The sequence below is a fragment of the Streptomyces sp. NPDC002889 genome (genome assembly GCF_042888425.1).
Lineage (GTDB): Bacteria > Actinomycetota > Actinomycetes > Streptomycetales > Streptomycetaceae > Streptomyces.
The window spans coordinates 390,646-405,566 of record NZ_JBIAPT010000001.1 but is presented as its reverse complement, the minus strand read 5'-3'; the positions used below and the strand labels follow the sequence as shown (position 1 = coordinate 405,566).

The following is a 14,921-nucleotide window of genomic DNA, read 5'->3' as shown; positions in this document are numbered from 1 at the left end:
TTCTACTGTGGGGCTCTCACAGAACCATTTCGCACTCAGCGTCATTCTCCAGCTGGGAGTGCTCTTCCGTTGTGGGGGTCTTACAACCCCGTTCAGGCGGGCGTCACCTCATGGACGTCATCCGCCCCGGCGCTTCCCGGGGTGACGCACAGCCGCCGCACACCGCCCGGTGGCACGTAGCTCGAGGGGCACATTCTTGCTGATCACAGGGGGTACGCGAGGGTCCGGGACGCAGGTCGGCGGTGTCGTGGTGCGCGGGCCCACAGTACCGGGCTCCCAAAAGTTCGCGAGGGTTGGGCCGAGCGGGTGCACCCGGCCACCGCCGTTCACACCGCGATATTGGCGTGAACCCACACCCGGCCGTCCCCGCCGGCACAGCGGCCCTTTGCGCGCCGGCCGGCCCACGCTCCCGGGCGGCCGCCCTCCCGGTCAGTGGTGCCGGGGCCGGGCCTTGCGGGGCAGCAGCCACACCAGGGCGCAGCAGAGGAGAGTGGCCGCGGCGACCACGGCGAGGCTGTGGGCGGCGGCGTTCGCCGAGCCGCCGGAGGTGTGGAAGTAGATCGTGGTGATGGCCGCCGCACCGATGCTGTTGGCGAGTTGCCCGACGGCGGACAGCGATCCGCTCGCGCTGCCGGACTCGTGCGGGCCGATGTCGCCGAGGGTGATCTCGTAGACGGTGCCGAAACAGGCGCCGAGGCGGAGCTGCCCCGACCCGGTGTCTCCTGGTGGACACGGCTCCCCCGCAGGCGAGTTGGGGACGCATGGCGAAAGGCTCCGACCGCGATGCGGTCGGAGCCTTTCGCCTGCCCGGCCCGTACCGGCCTCGCGGGCGCGCCGAAGCCGACAGGGCGCCCGAGGCGAGCGCGAGCGCACCGAGAGCGGAGCGGGATCTCATACCCAGGGGCCCCTCCCGCCAGTGACCTGTGGGGACAGCGCTCCCGATGGGGCGACGGTGCGGGTGAAGCAGGTCGCCGGTGCCCGGCGTCGTCGCGCGCTCGCCGGAGGACCGCGACGACCTTGGGGTGAATCCTCACTCACCAAAGATGTTGAACTTTGAACGGAATAGCCCTACAGTCGCTTTCGTTGAAGCTTAAACAACAGCGCTCCGGCGCCCGTCCCCAAGGAGCAGTCATGGGCCTCTTCAACCGCAAGAACAGCGACGCCACCGTTTCACCGGCCACCTCCACGCTCGAGGTGGATCCCGCGCTGGCGGCGCTCAGCGGCGACTACAGCATCGACCCCGCCCACAGCAGCATCGGCTTCACCGTCCGGCACGCCATGGTCACCAACGTCCGCGGCAGCTTCGGCTCCCACGAGGGCACCCTGACCCTGGACGGTGCGGACCCGTCCCGCTCCAGCGCCTCGATCGACGTCGACATCGCCAGCATCGACACGGGTATTGCCGACCGTGACGGCCATCTGCGCAGCGGCGACTTCTTCGACGCGGAGAAGTTCCCGAAGATGACCTTCCGCTCCACCGGCGCCGAGCAGCTGGGCGGCGACACGTACCGGATCACCGGAGACCTGACGATCAAGGACGTGGCCCGTCCGCTCGCCATCGACCTGGACTTCAACGGCAGCGCCACCGACGCGTACGGCAACGAGCGCGTGGGCTTCGAGGGCGGTGCCGAGATCCTGCGCTCCGACTGGGGCCTGACCTGGAACGCGGCGCTGGAGGCCGGCGGCGTGATGGTGAGCGACAAGGTGAAGCTGACCTTCGACATCTCCGCGATCAAGGCCGCTCCGCAGGCCGCCTGACCCGACCACCCGCGATCCGGCACTCCGACCCGGCCGGTCCGGCCCGGAGCACACGAGTGGTGCACCGCCACGGCGGACAGCGCCGGGAACCAGGGGCCGGACGAGCCCGACCGCCCCTCCGCCCCCGCGGCAAGGGCGGTCGCTCGGTCGTGCCCGCGCCCGCTCAGAGCCCGTCGGTGAACAGCAGACGATTGGGCGAGCCGCCGCCGGCGCCGGCCACCGCATCCTTCGTGGATGTGTCGGCCAGCCATCGGGCGACCTCCTGCGGGGGCTGTTCCGGGTGCTTCGCGCTGTAGAGCGCCGCGACACCGGCGACATGCGGGGAGGCCATGGAGGTGCCGTTCAGAGCGACGGTGCCGCCGCCGAGCCCGGCCGAGACGATGGACGCTCCAGGGGCGTACACCCACAGGCATGCGCCGTAGTTGGAGAAGGACGTCTGCTCGTCGCTCCGGTCGGTGGCGCCGACGGTCACCACGTCCTGAGCCGAGGCCGGGGAGATGTCACAAGCGTCCTCGGAGCTGTTTCCCGCGGCGACCACCGGCAGGATCCCCTCGGCGGCGATGGCGGTGGCGGCGCTGTTCACGGCCTCGGAACGCCTGCCGCCCAGGGACATGTTGAGCACGGCCGGCTGCGTGGCGTTGGCGGCCACCCAGTCCAGCCCGGCGACGATCTGCGACCAGGTGCCCGTGCCCTGGCAGTCCAGCACGCGGACGCTGACCAGCGTGACCTCACGTGCCACACCGTACGTCCTGCCCCCGACCGTGCCGGCGACGTGCGTGCCATGACCGTTGCAGTCCTGGCCGAGCCGCCCGTCGCCGACCGCGTCGAAACCGAACGTGGCGCGCCCGCCGAACTCCGCGTGCGCGTAGTCGATGCCGGTGTCGAGGATGTACGCGGTGGCGCCCCGGCCTGTGCTGTTCGGCGTGAAGGCACCGTCGAGCGCAGGGGTGCGCTGGTCGATACGGTCCAGTCCCCAGGACGCGGCCGCCGCCCGGGGGTCGCTGCCGCCGGTTGCGAACGCGGTCGCCCTCGCGTCCTCCTCGACAGACTCGACACCCGGCGTCCGGCGCAGGATCTGCAGCTGGAGCGGGGTGAGCGCCACGGCGAATCCGTGCAGCGCCGACTCGTAGGTGAACATCGGCCTGACGCCGAATCGGTCCGACATCTGGGTCGAGTCCGCGGTCTTGCTGAGCGTCACGATGTACTGGCCGGGCACGGCATCGGCCGAGCGGTACAGCGGAGCGGGTTCCTGGACGGGGGTGTGGTCGGACCGGGCGGACGCCGGGAGCGCGCCGGCCGTCAGCAGCGTCGCGGTGAGAGCGGCGGCCACCAGTGAACTGAGCCTCGTGCTTTTTCGCATGCGCACGAGGCAAACACCGAAGGCGATCCCGGACAATCACCGGGTGTAGTGATTCGCTTCTTTCAGTAGCACACCCGGTCCGCACCCCGCCGTTTGCCGTACATGCCCTGGGCTGCCGCGCCGACGCGGTGACTAGAACCCGCCGCCCCCGTCGAAGCCGCCGCCTCCCCCGAAGTCGCCGCCGCCGCCCCAGCCCCCGCCGCCGAAGTCGGAGGAGCCGAAGTCGCCACCGGAGTAGTCACCGCCCGCGAAGTCGCCGCCGCCGTACTCGGATGCGTACGCCGGGGTGGAGAGCATGGTGCCGAGCAACGTGCCCGCCAGCAGGCCGGGCAGGAGACCGCCGCCGAAGTAGCCGCCGGCCCAGGGGCCGTACGCCGGGCCGGCCTCCCAGTAGGGCCTGCGGCCGTCGTCCGTCTCGACGGTGCGGGCCATGGGGTCCTGGCCGTTCTTCAGGCGCGCCGCGTCCGCGGCGCAGACGGGGACGTCGCGGGCGGTGCCGCCGGTCGGGGACCAGGAGACATCGGTGGCCGAGGGGCCGTGGCGGGGGTCGAAGAAGCAGGGGGCGCGGCGCTCCGGTACGGGCCTGCCCCCGCGGCGCGCGGCCAGGACCGCCAGCGAGTGACGGCCGTCGTCCAGTGCCTCGGTGACGCTCCGTACGTCCGAGGGGTGTCCGGCCGCGCCCATGCGCGATTTGGCCACGTCGTACGAGTCGAGTGCGCGCTCGTAGTCGGCGCGCATGGCGTCGTCCGCGCCCTTCTCCGAGGGGTGGAAGTCGAGGCGGTCGAGCTCCTCCCCGAAGGCGGTGATGTCCTCGTCGACGACCACGCGCAGCTTCTCGAGTGCGGCCCGCTCCTCCTCGGCCTTGCGGCGGCGCTTGTTGCGGACGACCGCGAACGCGGTGGCGCCGCCCGCGGCGGCGATCGCGCCGAGGGTGACCAGGCCGACGGCGCTGACGCCGCCGTCGGCGGCCGAGCCCGCGTCCCAGGAGGCGGGTGCGCTGCCGCGGACCTGCGGGAGCGCCTGGTCGACGAAGTTGTCGAGCTGGGTGGCGGCGTCGACCGGCCCACCGGCCTTCACGGCGTCGGTGAGATTGCGGACGGCCTGGGGGGCCATGACGCTGCGGTCCGCGCCGGCGTCGAAACCGTTGCCGAGCCGGATCGCGTACAGCCCGGTGATGCCGGTCTCGGTACGCACGGTCCTGAGGATGCTGTCCGCCGGGAAGGCGGGGGTCGCGGGCAGCACGGCGACGAAGACCGGCTTGTCCGCGTCCTTGATCTTCTGGGCCAGTGCTTCGGCTTCGGCCGGGGAGAGCTGGCCGGCGGCGCCCGGGTCCACATAGACCGGACCCTCCTTGAGCGCCTCGGCCACGGTCTCGGGACCGGTGGCCGCCTGCGCTCCCGGAGCCACCCCGAGGGCGGACGCCGAGAGCGCGAGCAGCAGACCGGACAGTGCGGTCAGCAGCCTGGTCTTCATACTTCGAAACTACCCGAAACGGCTCTTTTTAGGATAAATACTGCCCATGCGCTTTTCCTGGGGCCTCGCCCCAGGACCCCGGGCCTCGACCGGCGGACCGGCCTGCTCCGCAGGCGGTGGTCAGTTCGGCGACCGCGCCGGTCGGGTTGCCGCCGAGCAGCAGGTGGCCCGCTTGCGCGAACGGCTTCGCCATGACAGCCGGACCGCCCGATCAGACAGGCAGACCGCGTATCCCTGCCTCAAGCGACCGATCACGGGGCGGGCACCGCATGTTGCATCGGAGCTCGACAGCCACTTCGTCCCGATATGATGCATTTTGTGATCACACCCGGACGGCTGCGGCGCCGTCGCCCTCTCTATGGCGGCCGGTGGGAAGCGGCCCGGCTGTCACCGGTGATCCTTACCGTCCTCATCGCCGGCCTGGCGTTCTCCACACCGAGGGAGATCGCCTTCAGCCGCCTCCTGCCCGCCGCACCCGCCCTCGCCGCCGCCATGTGGCCCGTGCTTCCCACCATCCTGCTGGGGTCGTTCTGCCTGCTGGTCATGATCGGCCTCGGCCTCGTCTACACCGACCTGGGGACGCCGTACACGGCGGCGGCGATCATCGCGGTCACCCTGGCGGCCGCATACGCGAGCCATGTCCGACTCCAACGGGAGGAGGCTCTCTTCCACATCCGGCTCATCGCCGACGCGGCCCAGAAAGTGCTGCTGCGCCCCCTGCCGCGCAGCATCCAGGACGTCGAGATCGAGTCGCTGTATCTGGCGGCCCAGGAGCAGGCCCGGATCGGCGGCGACTTCTACGAGGCGGCCGACACACCGTACGGGGTCCGGCTGCTCATCGGCGACGTACGCGGCAAGGGCCTGCCCGCGGTGGGGGCTGCCGCGGCGGTGATCAGCTGCTTCAGGGAGGCCGCGTACGACGAGCCCGACCTGCGGGGCATCATCCATCGTCTGGAGACCAGCATCACCCGCTACAGCGTCGCATTCCCCGCCCAGGACCTGCCGGAGCGCTTCGCCACCGCGATTCTCGCCGAGATCCCGCACGGCAGCGGCCACATCAGACTTCTCAACTGCGGGCATCCCCCGCCACTGCTCGTGCGCCGCGGGGAGATCCACGTACTGGAGCCCACCGCCACCTCGCCGCCCCTCAACCTCGCGAACCTCATCGGAGATCACTACTGCATCGACACCGTCGTCTTCGCCCCGGGCGACCAGATACTGCTGTACACCGACGGCGTAACGGAGACCCGGGACCGCACCGGCGAGTTCTTCTCCCTGCCGGACTGGATGCGGCGGCAGGACCTGGCGCCGCCCCGTGAGCTGCTCGACCGGCTTCACCGGGACCTGCTCCGCTACAGCGGCGGAAGGCTGGACGACGACATCGCGGCCCTCGCCGTGCGGCGCCCGGACACCTGGGCCCAGGAGCACCCCACGTAGGTGGCCGGAAGCCCTGGGTGGGATCGCCGGTCGGCCGGGCAGCGTACGTGGGATCGCAGCCCCTCGACCAGCAGAAGCGGAGGGTTCCGGCGGACACGGCCGCCGGAACCCTCCGCTGTTCACGATCTAGTCCGTCGGCTCCACCCCGGCCCGCAGCAGGCCGTAGGTGTACGCGTCCTCCAGCGCCTGCCAGGAGGCGGCGATGATGTTGCCGCCGATCCCGACCGTCGACCACTCGCCGCTTCCGTCGCCCGTCGTGATCAGGACGCGGGTGGTGGAGCCCGTGCCGTGGCGTCCTTCGAGGATGCGGACCCTGTAGTCGATCAGCTCCAGCTTGGCCAGTTGCGGGTAGATCCTCTCCAGGCCGACCCGCATCGCCCGGTCCAGCGCGTTGACCGGACCATTGCCCTCGGCGGTGGCGACGATGCGCTCGCCCTTGGCCCACAGCTTCACCGTGGCCTCATTGGCGTGGATGCCGTCGGGGCGGTCCTCGACGATCACGCGCCAGGACTCGGTGCGGTAGTAGCGGCGGGCGCGGCCCTCCGCCTCCTCGCGCAGCAGCAGCTCGAAGGACGCGTCGGCCGCCTCGTAGGTGTAGCCCTTGAGCTCGCGTTCCTTGACCCGCTCGACGACCCGGCCGACCAGCTCGCGGTCGCCGCCGAGGTCGATCCCGAGCTCCTTGCCCTTCAGCTCGATGGACGCCCGGCCGGCCATGTCGGAAACGAGCATCCGCATGGTGTTGCCGACCAGCTCGGGGTCGATGTGCTGGTACAGGTCGGGATCGACCTTGATCGCGGACGCGTGCAGCCCGGCCTTGTGGGCGAAGGCGGATACACCCACATAGGGCTGGTGGGTGGAAGGCGTGAGGTTGACGACCTCGGCGATGGCGTGCGAGATACGGGTCATCTCGGCGAGCGCGCCCGTGGGCAGCACCTTCTTGCCGTACTTCAGCTCCAGCGCGGCGACCACCGGGAACAGGTTGGCGTTGCCGACCCGCTCGCCGTAACCGTTGGCGGTGCACTGCACATGCGTGGCACCCGCGTCGACGGCGGCCAGGGTGTTGGCGACGGCGCAGCCCGTGTCGTCCTGGGCGTGGATGCCAAGACGCGCGCCGGTGTCGGCGAGCACCGTCGAGACGACGGCCTGGACCTGGGCGGGCAGCATGCCGCCGTTGGTGTCGCACAGGATGACGACGTCGGCGCCCGCCTCGGCGGCGGTGCGGACCACGGACTTGGCGTACTCGGGATCGGCGCGGTAGCCGTCGAAGAAGTGCTCACAGTCCACGAACACCCGCCGGCCCTGTTCGCACAGGTAGGAGACGGTGTCGCGGACCATCTCCAGGTTCTCTTCCAGCGTCGTGCGCAGCGCGAGCTCGACATGCCGGTCGTGGGACTTGGCGACCAGCGTGATCACCGGGGCACCCGAGTCGAGGAGGGCCTTGACCTGGGGGTCCTCACTGGCCCTGGCACCGGCACGGCGGGTGGCGCCGAAGGCGACGAGCTGGGCGTTGCGGAAGGTGATCTCCTGCTGCGCACGGGCGAAGAACTCGGTGTCCCGCGGGTTGGCGCCGGGCCAGCCGCCCTCGATGAAGCCCACGCCGAACTCGTCCAGGTGCCGGGCGATCGTCAGCTTGTCCGCGACAGTGAGGTTGATGCCTTCGCGCTGCGCACCGTCGCGCAGCGTCGTGTCGAAGACATGAAAGCTGTCGTCGGCACGAAGACTGCCGTCGGTCTCCGTTTCCGTGGCCTTGGTGGTCATGGCTGTCTTGACTCCTGTCGGATGAGTGGCTCCGGAAGTTCTGGCTCCACTGCCCCCATCTTCGCGCGGTTCGCCTCTGGCCTGGGTGGGGCCGTAAAACGAAAAAACCCCTCGCGGGTGCGAGAGGTCTGCGCGCGGGTCTGGGGCACGGTGCCGCTGCCGCGAGGGGTTGCTGTTCACGGTTCAGCGGTCACTGCGGACCGGCGCGCTGCTGCCGATAATCATGGCGAACGAGAGCACGATGGCAGTCTGCCACACGCGCGCGTCCTCATGGACACCGGTCTCAGCATGCGGGCGGGCCGCTGGGCGAAGGTGCGTCGGGCCCTGTGCACCCGATCGGCGGGCGGGGTCCGACGGTGTGCGGTGGTAAGGGAACAGCGTGAGCTCACTCCCTCCCCCCGGCCCGCCGACCGGCCCGTTGGCCTCTCTCCCCGCACCCGGGCCCGGCCGCCGGCCGCCCCGCCGCACGCGCGCGCTGATCATCGGCGGCGTCCTCGCGGCCGTGGTACTGGCGCTTGCCGTGGTGCTGGTGACCCTGCTGCGGGGAGGGGGCGGCAACGGTGGGGCCGAGAGCGGCAGCGACTCCGTGTCGCCCTCGCCGGTCGACTCGGCGGCCGCGAGGGCGGCAGCCCGGGATCTCGCGGCACGGGTGGCTCTGACCACCACGGACTGGGGGCCCGGATTCGTCGAGAGTGATCGTTACGAGACCTCGCCGGTGCCTGAATCCGTGGTGCTGGAGACCTGCGAGTGGTCCACCCGCGCCAGCCGCGCCGGCACGCTGGCCTCCATCTCACGCACCGTCTACAACGAGGAGTTCACTCTCTCCGCGACCTCCGAGGTACGGGTGTACGCCGACGAGGCCGCAGCGGAGCAGTACGTGGCCGATGCCAGGGAAGCGATCCACCGCTGCCCCGACCAGCACCAGGGCAATGCGCGCTGGACCGGGGTGCGCGAGGCGGCCCCTCCGAAGGTGCCCGGCTTCGAGGAGCTGGTGTCCGAGGAGGGCAAGCAGGTCGTCGCCGACGACGGGACGAAGACGAACTTCGTCTACGTCCTGCTCACCGGGCGGGCGAACGAGCGAGTGCTGACCGCGAGCGCCAGCGGGGACGCGAAGCAGACGGACCGGATCCGCGAGCAGGCGGCCGACGGCCTTCGCACGATGCGGCAACGCCTGACGCAGCAGGCGGCCGCGGCCGCGGGCCGGTGACCGCCGCGCGGGCGCACCGCGCTCACCGGCTGCCCTGCCCTCGTCAGGCGGATGCGGCCGGAGTCTTCGCCGGCTCGGGCTCCCGTACGGGAGCGGGCTCACCGACCCGCCCGAGGTCGATGTCACGGGTCTCGCGCATCGTCAGGTAGACCACCAGCGACACCGCCGCGCAGCCCGCCACGTACCAGGAGAAGCCGGACTCGAGCCCCGCGTCCTTGAACCACAGCGCCACGTACTCCGCAGTGCCGCCGAACAGCGCGTTGGCGATGGCGTACGGCAGGGCGACTCCCAGTGCGCGCACCCCGGTCGGAAAGAGCTCGGCCTTCACGCACGCGTTGATCGACGTGTAGCCGGTGATCACCACGAGCGCGAGCAGCGAGAGCCCGAGGGCGGGCCAGAACGAGCCCGCGTGCTTGAGCATCGTCATGATCGGCACGGTCAGGAAGGTCGAGCCGAGCGCGAAGGTGATCAGCAGCGGGCGCCGACCGATGCGGTCCGACAGCCTCCCCGCGAGCGGCTGCAGACAGGCGAAGACGATCAGCGCGCAGAAGGAGACCAGGGTCGCGGTCTGCTTGGGCAGACCCGCGGAGTTGGACAGGTACTTCGTCAGATACGTCGTGTAGGTGTAATACGCGACCGTGCCGCCCATGGTGAGCGCGACGACCAGGAACGCCTCGCGCTTGTGCGCCCACAGCGCCTTGAGCGTGCCTTTGCCCTCGGCGGGGGTGCCGTCGGCGGACTCCTCGTACACGTCGGTCTCGAGCATGGTGCGGCGCAGATAGAACACGACCGCCGCGCCGAGCGCGCCGACGATGAACGGGATGCGCCAGCCCCAGCTGTGCAGAGCGTCGTCCGACATGGTGCGCTGCAGCAGGATCTGCAGTCCGAGGCCGAGGATCTGGCCCGCCGTCATCGACACGTACTGGAAGCTGGACGCGAAGCCGCGGTGCCGCGGTGCGGACGCCTCGGTGAGGTAGGTGGCGCTGGCGGCGTACTCGCCTCCGACGGACAGTCCCTGGAGCAGGCGCGCGATCAGCAGGACGGCCGCGCCGCCGTATCCGGCGACCCCGTACGTCGGCGCGACCGCGATCAGCACCGCCGAAGCGGACATCAGCGTGACGGTCAGTGTCAGCGCCGCCTTGCGGCCCTTGCGGTCACCGACCCGGCCGAGCAGCCAGCCGCCGACCGGACGCATGAAGAAGCCGACGGCGAAGATGCCGGCGGTGTTCATGAGCTTGGCGGTGTCGTTGCCCTCGGGGAAGAACGCCCCCGCGAAGTAGGTCGCGAAACTCGCGTACACGAACCAGTCGAACCACTCGACCATGTTCCCGGCGGATCCGACCCAGATTTTTTTCCAGTGCTCTCGTCCCATGATCCGAACCGTGCCGGAACGGCCCTGAGCCGAACAAGCCTGCAGCGGGCAACGATCGGGAGTACTTGTGTTCGTTACGTTCCCGGGTACAGCCCGTCCTCGATGAACTCCCGCATGTGGGCGAGCACTTGAGCCCGGCTTGTACCCGGTATGCCGACCGCGACATGAACGCTGAAACCGTCGAGCAGAGCGCGCAGCCGGGCCGCGAAGCGGTCCGGGTCCACGGCCCGGAACTCGCCGCGGGAGATGCCCTCGGCGAGCAGCGCCACCAGGTCCCGGTGCCAGGCGCCCTCGATGGCGGCCTGGCGGGCGCGGGCGTCGTCGGCGGCGTTCTGCGAGCGGTTCCAGACCTCGAGCCAGAGCGTCCAGTGCGGGTCGCGCGGCCCGTCGGGGACGTACAGATCGACGTACGAGTCGAGCCGCTCGCGCGCCGTCGCCTGCCGGGACAGCAGCGCGCTGCGCGCGGCACCGAGCCGCCCCTCGCTCCACTCCAGGGTCTGCAGCAGCAGTTCGTCCTTGGTGCGGAAGTAATAGAGCAGATGCCCGCTGCTCATCCCGACCTCGCGCCCGAGGCCGGCCATGGTCAGCCCGTCCAGTCCCCGCTCGGCGATGGTGGACATGGCCGCGGCGAGCAGCGCCTCACGGGGCGGGGCGACATTGCGACGGCGGGCCGCGGGGGTCATACGGCGGCCGCCGGGGGCAGTACGTTCACTCGTACGTTCTACCTGATCGTCCATCCGTAGTCCGCCATTCGGTCGGGCAGGCCGCGGGCGCTCGCTCTGCCGGGACCTGCGTGACAAGCCCACGGCCGCCCCGGCGAATGTCAGACCTTCGGCTGCTGCTGCGTGATGCAGTGGATACCGCCGCCGCCCGCGAAGATCGCCCTCGCGTCCACCAGCGTCACCGTCCGGCCCGGGTACAGCCGACGGAGGATGCCCGCCGCGCTCTCGTCCCGCGGGTCGTCGAAGCCGCACAGCACCACCCCCCCGTTGCAGACGTAGTGGTTGATGTACGAGTAGTCGACCCACTCACCGTCCTCCTCGAGCACCGTCGGGGCCGGGACCTCGACGACCTCCAGGCGGCGGCCCTTCGCGTCCGTCTGGGAGCGGAGGAGGGCGACGTTCGCCTCGCAGAGCTCGTGGTCGGGGTGGGACGGGTCGGGCTGGGTGTGCGCGACCACGACGCCCGGGCCGGCGAACGCCGCCACGATGTCGACATGGCCGCGGGTGCCGTACATGCCGTAGTCGCCGCTCAGGCCGCGTGGGAGCCAGATCGCCTTCTTCGTGCCGAGGCGGGCGTGGATCTCGGCCTCGACCTGGGCACGGGTCCATCCGGGGTTGCGTTCCGGGCCGAGCTGGACCGTGTCGGTGAGCAGGACCGTGCCCTCGCCGTCGACATGGAACGCGCCGCCCTCGTTGACCAGTGGCGAGGGGTGGACGGGGACGCCGGCGAGGTCGGCGACATGGCGGGCGATCTTCTCGTCGTGCTCCCAGCGTGCCCAGTCGGCCGCACCCCAGCCGTTGAACACCCAGTCCACGGCGGCGAGTCGGCTGCCGTCGGTGACGAAGGTGGGACCGATGTCGCGCATCCACGCGTCGTCCAGCTCGCGTTCGACGAGGTCGATGTCCGGTCCGAGGAGCTCACGCGCGGATGCCGTTTGCCCCGGTCCGACGACCATCGTCACCGGTTCGAAGCGGCGTACGGCGCGGGCGACCGCCGCCCAGGCCGCGCGGGCCTCGGCCAGCTCCGCCTCGTCGGTGAAGGTCGCGTTGGGGCCGGGCCAGGCCATCCAGGTGCGCTCGTGCGCGGCCCACTCGGGCGCCATGCGGAACATGAGTCGGTCCTCGAGGCTTCGTCGGTCTACAGGAAGTAGAGGCGGTTGAGGGAGATCGAGTCGGCGGGCTCGGAGCGCAGGGGAGCACCGTCGAGTGTGACCAGGCCCGTGCGGGCGTCCACCGACACCTCCCCGGTGCGGGAGTTGAGCAGCAGATCGCCCGGACCGATGCCGCGGGTGCCGCGGACGGCGACCCGGCGGCGGCGGGTGGGCATCAGGTCCGAGCCGAGGTCGACGGCGGCCTTCGCCACGAACGCGACGGAGATGTCGGCAGGGGTCGCGCCGTACGCCCCGAACTGCGGCCCGAGGACCAGGGGTTCGCAGGTGTCGGTCGCGGCGTTGGGGTCGCCCACGACACCGTAGGCCGGGAAGCCCGACTTCAGCACCAGTTGGGGCTTCGCGCCGAAGAACTCCGGGCGCCACAGCACGATGTCGGCCAGCTTGCCCACGTCGATGGAGCCGATCTCGTCCGCGAGGCCGTGCGCGAGTGCGGGGTTGATGGTCAGTTTGGCCAGGTAGCGCAGAACGCGCGCGTTGTCGTCGTGCGCGCCGTCGCCGTCCATCGGGCCGAGCTCTGCCTTCATCTTCCCGGCCATGGCGAAGGTGCGGCGTACGGTCTCCCCCGCCCGGCCCATGCCCTGCGCGTCGGACGAGGTGATGCCGATCGCGCCGAGGTCGTGCAGTACATCCTCCGCGCCCATGGTCCCGGCACGGATCCGGTCGCGGGCCATCGCCGCGTCGCCGGGCAGGTCGGTCTTGAGGTCATGGACGGAGACGATCATGCCGTAGTGCTCGGCGACCGCGTCCCGGCCGAAGGGCAGGGTGGGGTTGGTGGAGGAGCCGATGACGTTGGCCACGCCCGCCATCTTCAGGACGTTCGGTACGTGTCCGCCGCCGCAGCCCTCGATGTGGAAGGCGTGGATCGTACGGCCGTCGAGGACGCGCAGGGTGCCCTCGACGGACAGACACTCGTTCAGACCGTCGCTGTGCAGCGCGACCTGGACGTCGTGGTCATCGGCGACGCGCAGGGCGGTGTCCAGGGCACGGGTGTGCGCTCCCATGTCCTCGTGGACCTTGAAGCCGGACGCCCCGCCCTCGGCCAGCGCCTCGACCAGCGGGGCCGGGTCGGAGGACGAACCGCGGGCCAGGAAGCCGATGTTGACGGGCCAGGCGTCGAAGGCGTTGAAGGCGTGCTTCAGCGCCCAGGGCGAGTTGACGCCGACGCCCCACACCGGGCCGAACTCCTGGCCGATGACGGTGGTGACGCCGGAGGCGAGCGAGGCTTCCATGATGCGCGGCGACAGCAGGTGTACGTGGGTGTCGACGGCTCCCGCGGTCGCGATCAGCCCCTCGCCGGAGACGATCGACGTGCCGGTGCCGACGACGACGTCCACGCCGTCGAGCGTGTCCGGGTTACCGGCACGTCCGATGGCGTGGATACGGCCTTCGCGGATGCCGATGGAGACCTTGCGGATGCCCTGCACGGCGTCGATGACGACGACGTTGCTGATCACGACGTCACACGTCTCGCGTACGGCCGCGGCCTTGAGGTGGAGCCCGTCGCGGGCGGTCTTGCCGAAGCCGGCCAGGAACTCGTCGCCGGGCTTCTGCGCGTCGGACTCGACGCGGACGACGAGTCCGGAGTCCCCGAGCACGACCCGGTCGCCGGCGCGGGGGCCGTGCACGGATGCGTATTCATAGGGGTCCATCAGTTCTCCTCCGCTCCGAGATAGCCGCAGGCCGCCGCCCGCCGCAGCGCCTCCGCCTTCGCGCCGGGGGCATCCAGCGGGCCGTCGACCAGGCCGGCGAAGCCGATGGCGATCCGGTCGCCGCCGATGGGCAGCACGCCGACCTCCGCCTGGCCGCCGGGTTCGAAGCGGACCGAGGAGCCGGCCGGCACGGCGAGCCGCATGCCGTAGGCCGCGGCCCGGTCGAAGCGGAGCCGCGGATTGGCCTCGAAGAAGTGGAAGTGCGAGGTGACGCTGACGGGCACGATGGCGGTGTTGTGCACGGTCAGCGTGAGCGCCGGCCCGGGCTCGTCGTACCCGGGTCCCGGCAGCAGCGCGCCCGGCGCGCCCGCCCCCGGTGCGCCGCCGCCGATCGGGTCGGTGACGACGGCGAGCCGCGACCCGTCGTCGAAGACGGCCTCGACGTGCACTTCGGTGACGACATCGGCGACGCCCGGGAGCACGTCATCGGGGCCGAGCACGGCGCGCGCCGCCTCGATGGCCTGGGCGAGGCGCTGTCCGTCGCGGGCCGCCTCGCAGACGGTGTCCGCGATGAGCGCGGTCGCCTCCGGGACATTGAGCCGCAGTCCGCGCGCCCGTCGCGCCCTCGCCAGCTCGGCGGCGCCGAACAGCAGCAGCCGGTCGCGTTCGCTCGGGGTCAGTCGCACGTCATCGCACCTCCTCGTTTGAGCATCACTCTAATGAGAACCCTCCTTTGAGCGGAAGCATCGGAATCACATATTGGCTTCAGGAGAGAGATGACCCACATTGAGCAGCACTCAATTAGAGCGATACTCAAATAATCGAACGTCCAGGGAAGCCTCATGCCGATCGAACAGCGCGAAGTCGAGACCGTGCCCGCCCTCTGGCCGACCTGGGGACTTTCCATGGTCGCGCGGGCCTGAGCGGCCCGATTCGCCTTCATCACACCGCAAGGCGTGCGGCGGGCCCCACTGGTGCCGCATCGGATGGCACCCCATGCCACGACGCCATCG

The 14,921-nt window shown here is 70.9% G+C and carries 12 protein-coding genes; 3 read left to right on the top strand and 9 right to left on the bottom strand.

Annotated elements, in window-relative coordinates; genetic code table 11:
- Nucleotides 1-429 precede the first annotated feature (429 nt).
- Nucleotides 430-873, bottom strand: a complete 444-nt coding sequence (locus ACFYWI_RS01775) for a hypothetical protein (protein WP_389223884.1) — start codon at nucleotides 871-873, stop codon at nucleotides 430-432.
- Between the two features lie 258 nt (nucleotides 874-1,131).
- Here ACFYWI_RS01775 and ACFYWI_RS01770 point away from each other — a divergent pair, with 258 nt between their 5' ends.
- On the top strand, nucleotides 1,132-1,758 hold the full coding sequence (locus ACFYWI_RS01770; protein WP_389223881.1) for a YceI family protein: 627 nt from the start codon (nucleotides 1,132-1,134) through the stop codon (nucleotides 1,756-1,758).
- Between the two features lie 163 nt (nucleotides 1,759-1,921).
- On the opposite strand, the gene ACFYWI_RS01765 is transcribed toward ACFYWI_RS01770, so the two are convergent.
- Both ACFYWI_RS01765 and ACFYWI_RS01760 read right to left on the bottom strand, forming a co-directional pair.
- On the bottom strand, nucleotides 1,922-3,118 hold the full coding sequence (locus tag ACFYWI_RS01765; protein WP_389223878.1) for a S8 family peptidase: 1,197 nt from the start codon (nucleotides 3,116-3,118) through the stop codon (nucleotides 1,922-1,924).
- A gap of 132 nt (nucleotides 3,119-3,250) precedes the next feature.
- Nucleotides 3,251-4,591 (bottom strand): hypothetical protein, encoded by a 1,341-nt coding sequence (locus ACFYWI_RS01760; protein WP_389223875.1) that lies wholly within the window; start codon nucleotides 4,589-4,591, stop codon nucleotides 3,251-3,253.
- Between the two features lie 318 nt (nucleotides 4,592-4,909).
- On the opposite strand from ACFYWI_RS01760, the gene ACFYWI_RS01755 reads away from it, so the two are divergent.
- Complete coding sequence (locus tag ACFYWI_RS01755) at nucleotides 4,910-6,028, top strand: PP2C family protein-serine/threonine phosphatase (RefSeq protein WP_389223872.1); 1,119 nt, start codon at nucleotides 4,910-4,912, stop codon at nucleotides 6,026-6,028.
- 126 nt (nucleotides 6,029-6,154) lie between these two features.
- On the opposite strand, the gene cimA is transcribed toward ACFYWI_RS01755, so the two are convergent.
- Nucleotides 6,155-7,786 (bottom strand): citramalate synthase, encoded by a 1,632-nt coding sequence (cimA, locus tag ACFYWI_RS01750; protein WP_389223869.1) that lies wholly within the window; start codon nucleotides 7,784-7,786, stop codon nucleotides 6,155-6,157.
- Nucleotides 7,787-8,165: 379 nt separating this feature from the next.
- Between cimA and ACFYWI_RS01745 the strand changes: the two genes are divergently transcribed.
- Nucleotides 8,166-8,993 (top strand): hypothetical protein, encoded by an 828-nt coding sequence (locus tag ACFYWI_RS01745; RefSeq protein WP_389223866.1) that lies wholly within the window; start codon nucleotides 8,166-8,168, stop codon nucleotides 8,991-8,993.
- Between the two features lie 43 nt (nucleotides 8,994-9,036).
- Here ACFYWI_RS01745 and ACFYWI_RS01740 read toward each other — a convergent pair whose 3' ends face one another.
- The 5 genes from ACFYWI_RS01740 to ureA all read right to left on the bottom strand — a co-directional run bounded on the left by ACFYWI_RS01740 (nucleotide 9,037) and on the right by ureA (nucleotide 14,594).
- Nucleotides 9,037-10,365, bottom strand: a complete 1,329-nt coding sequence (locus ACFYWI_RS01740) for an MFS transporter (protein ID WP_389223863.1) — start codon at nucleotides 10,363-10,365, stop codon at nucleotides 9,037-9,039.
- 74 nt (nucleotides 10,366-10,439) lie between these two features.
- Nucleotides 10,440-11,048 carry a TetR family transcriptional regulator C-terminal domain-containing protein gene (locus ACFYWI_RS01735; protein ID WP_389224432.1) on the bottom strand — a complete coding sequence of 203 codons (609 nt, stop codon included), beginning with the start codon at nucleotides 11,046-11,048 and terminating at the stop codon, nucleotides 10,440-10,442.
- 140 nt (nucleotides 11,049-11,188) lie between these two features.
- Nucleotides 11,189-12,199 (bottom strand): agmatine/peptidylarginine deiminase, encoded by a 1,011-nt coding sequence (locus ACFYWI_RS01730; protein WP_389223859.1) that lies wholly within the window; start codon nucleotides 12,197-12,199, stop codon nucleotides 11,189-11,191.
- Nucleotides 12,200-12,225: 26 nt separating this feature from the next.
- Entirely contained in the window at nucleotides 12,226-13,908 is a 1,683-nt protein-coding gene (locus ACFYWI_RS01725; protein ID WP_389223856.1) for an urease subunit alpha, read from the bottom strand.
- Nucleotides 13,908-14,594 (bottom strand): urease subunit gamma, encoded by a 687-nt coding sequence (gene ureA / locus ACFYWI_RS01720; RefSeq protein ID WP_389223853.1) that lies wholly within the window; start codon nucleotides 14,592-14,594, stop codon nucleotides 13,908-13,910. Before ureA ends, ACFYWI_RS01725 begins: the two co-directional genes overlap by 1 nt.
- Nucleotides 14,595-14,921 lie beyond the last annotated feature (327 nt).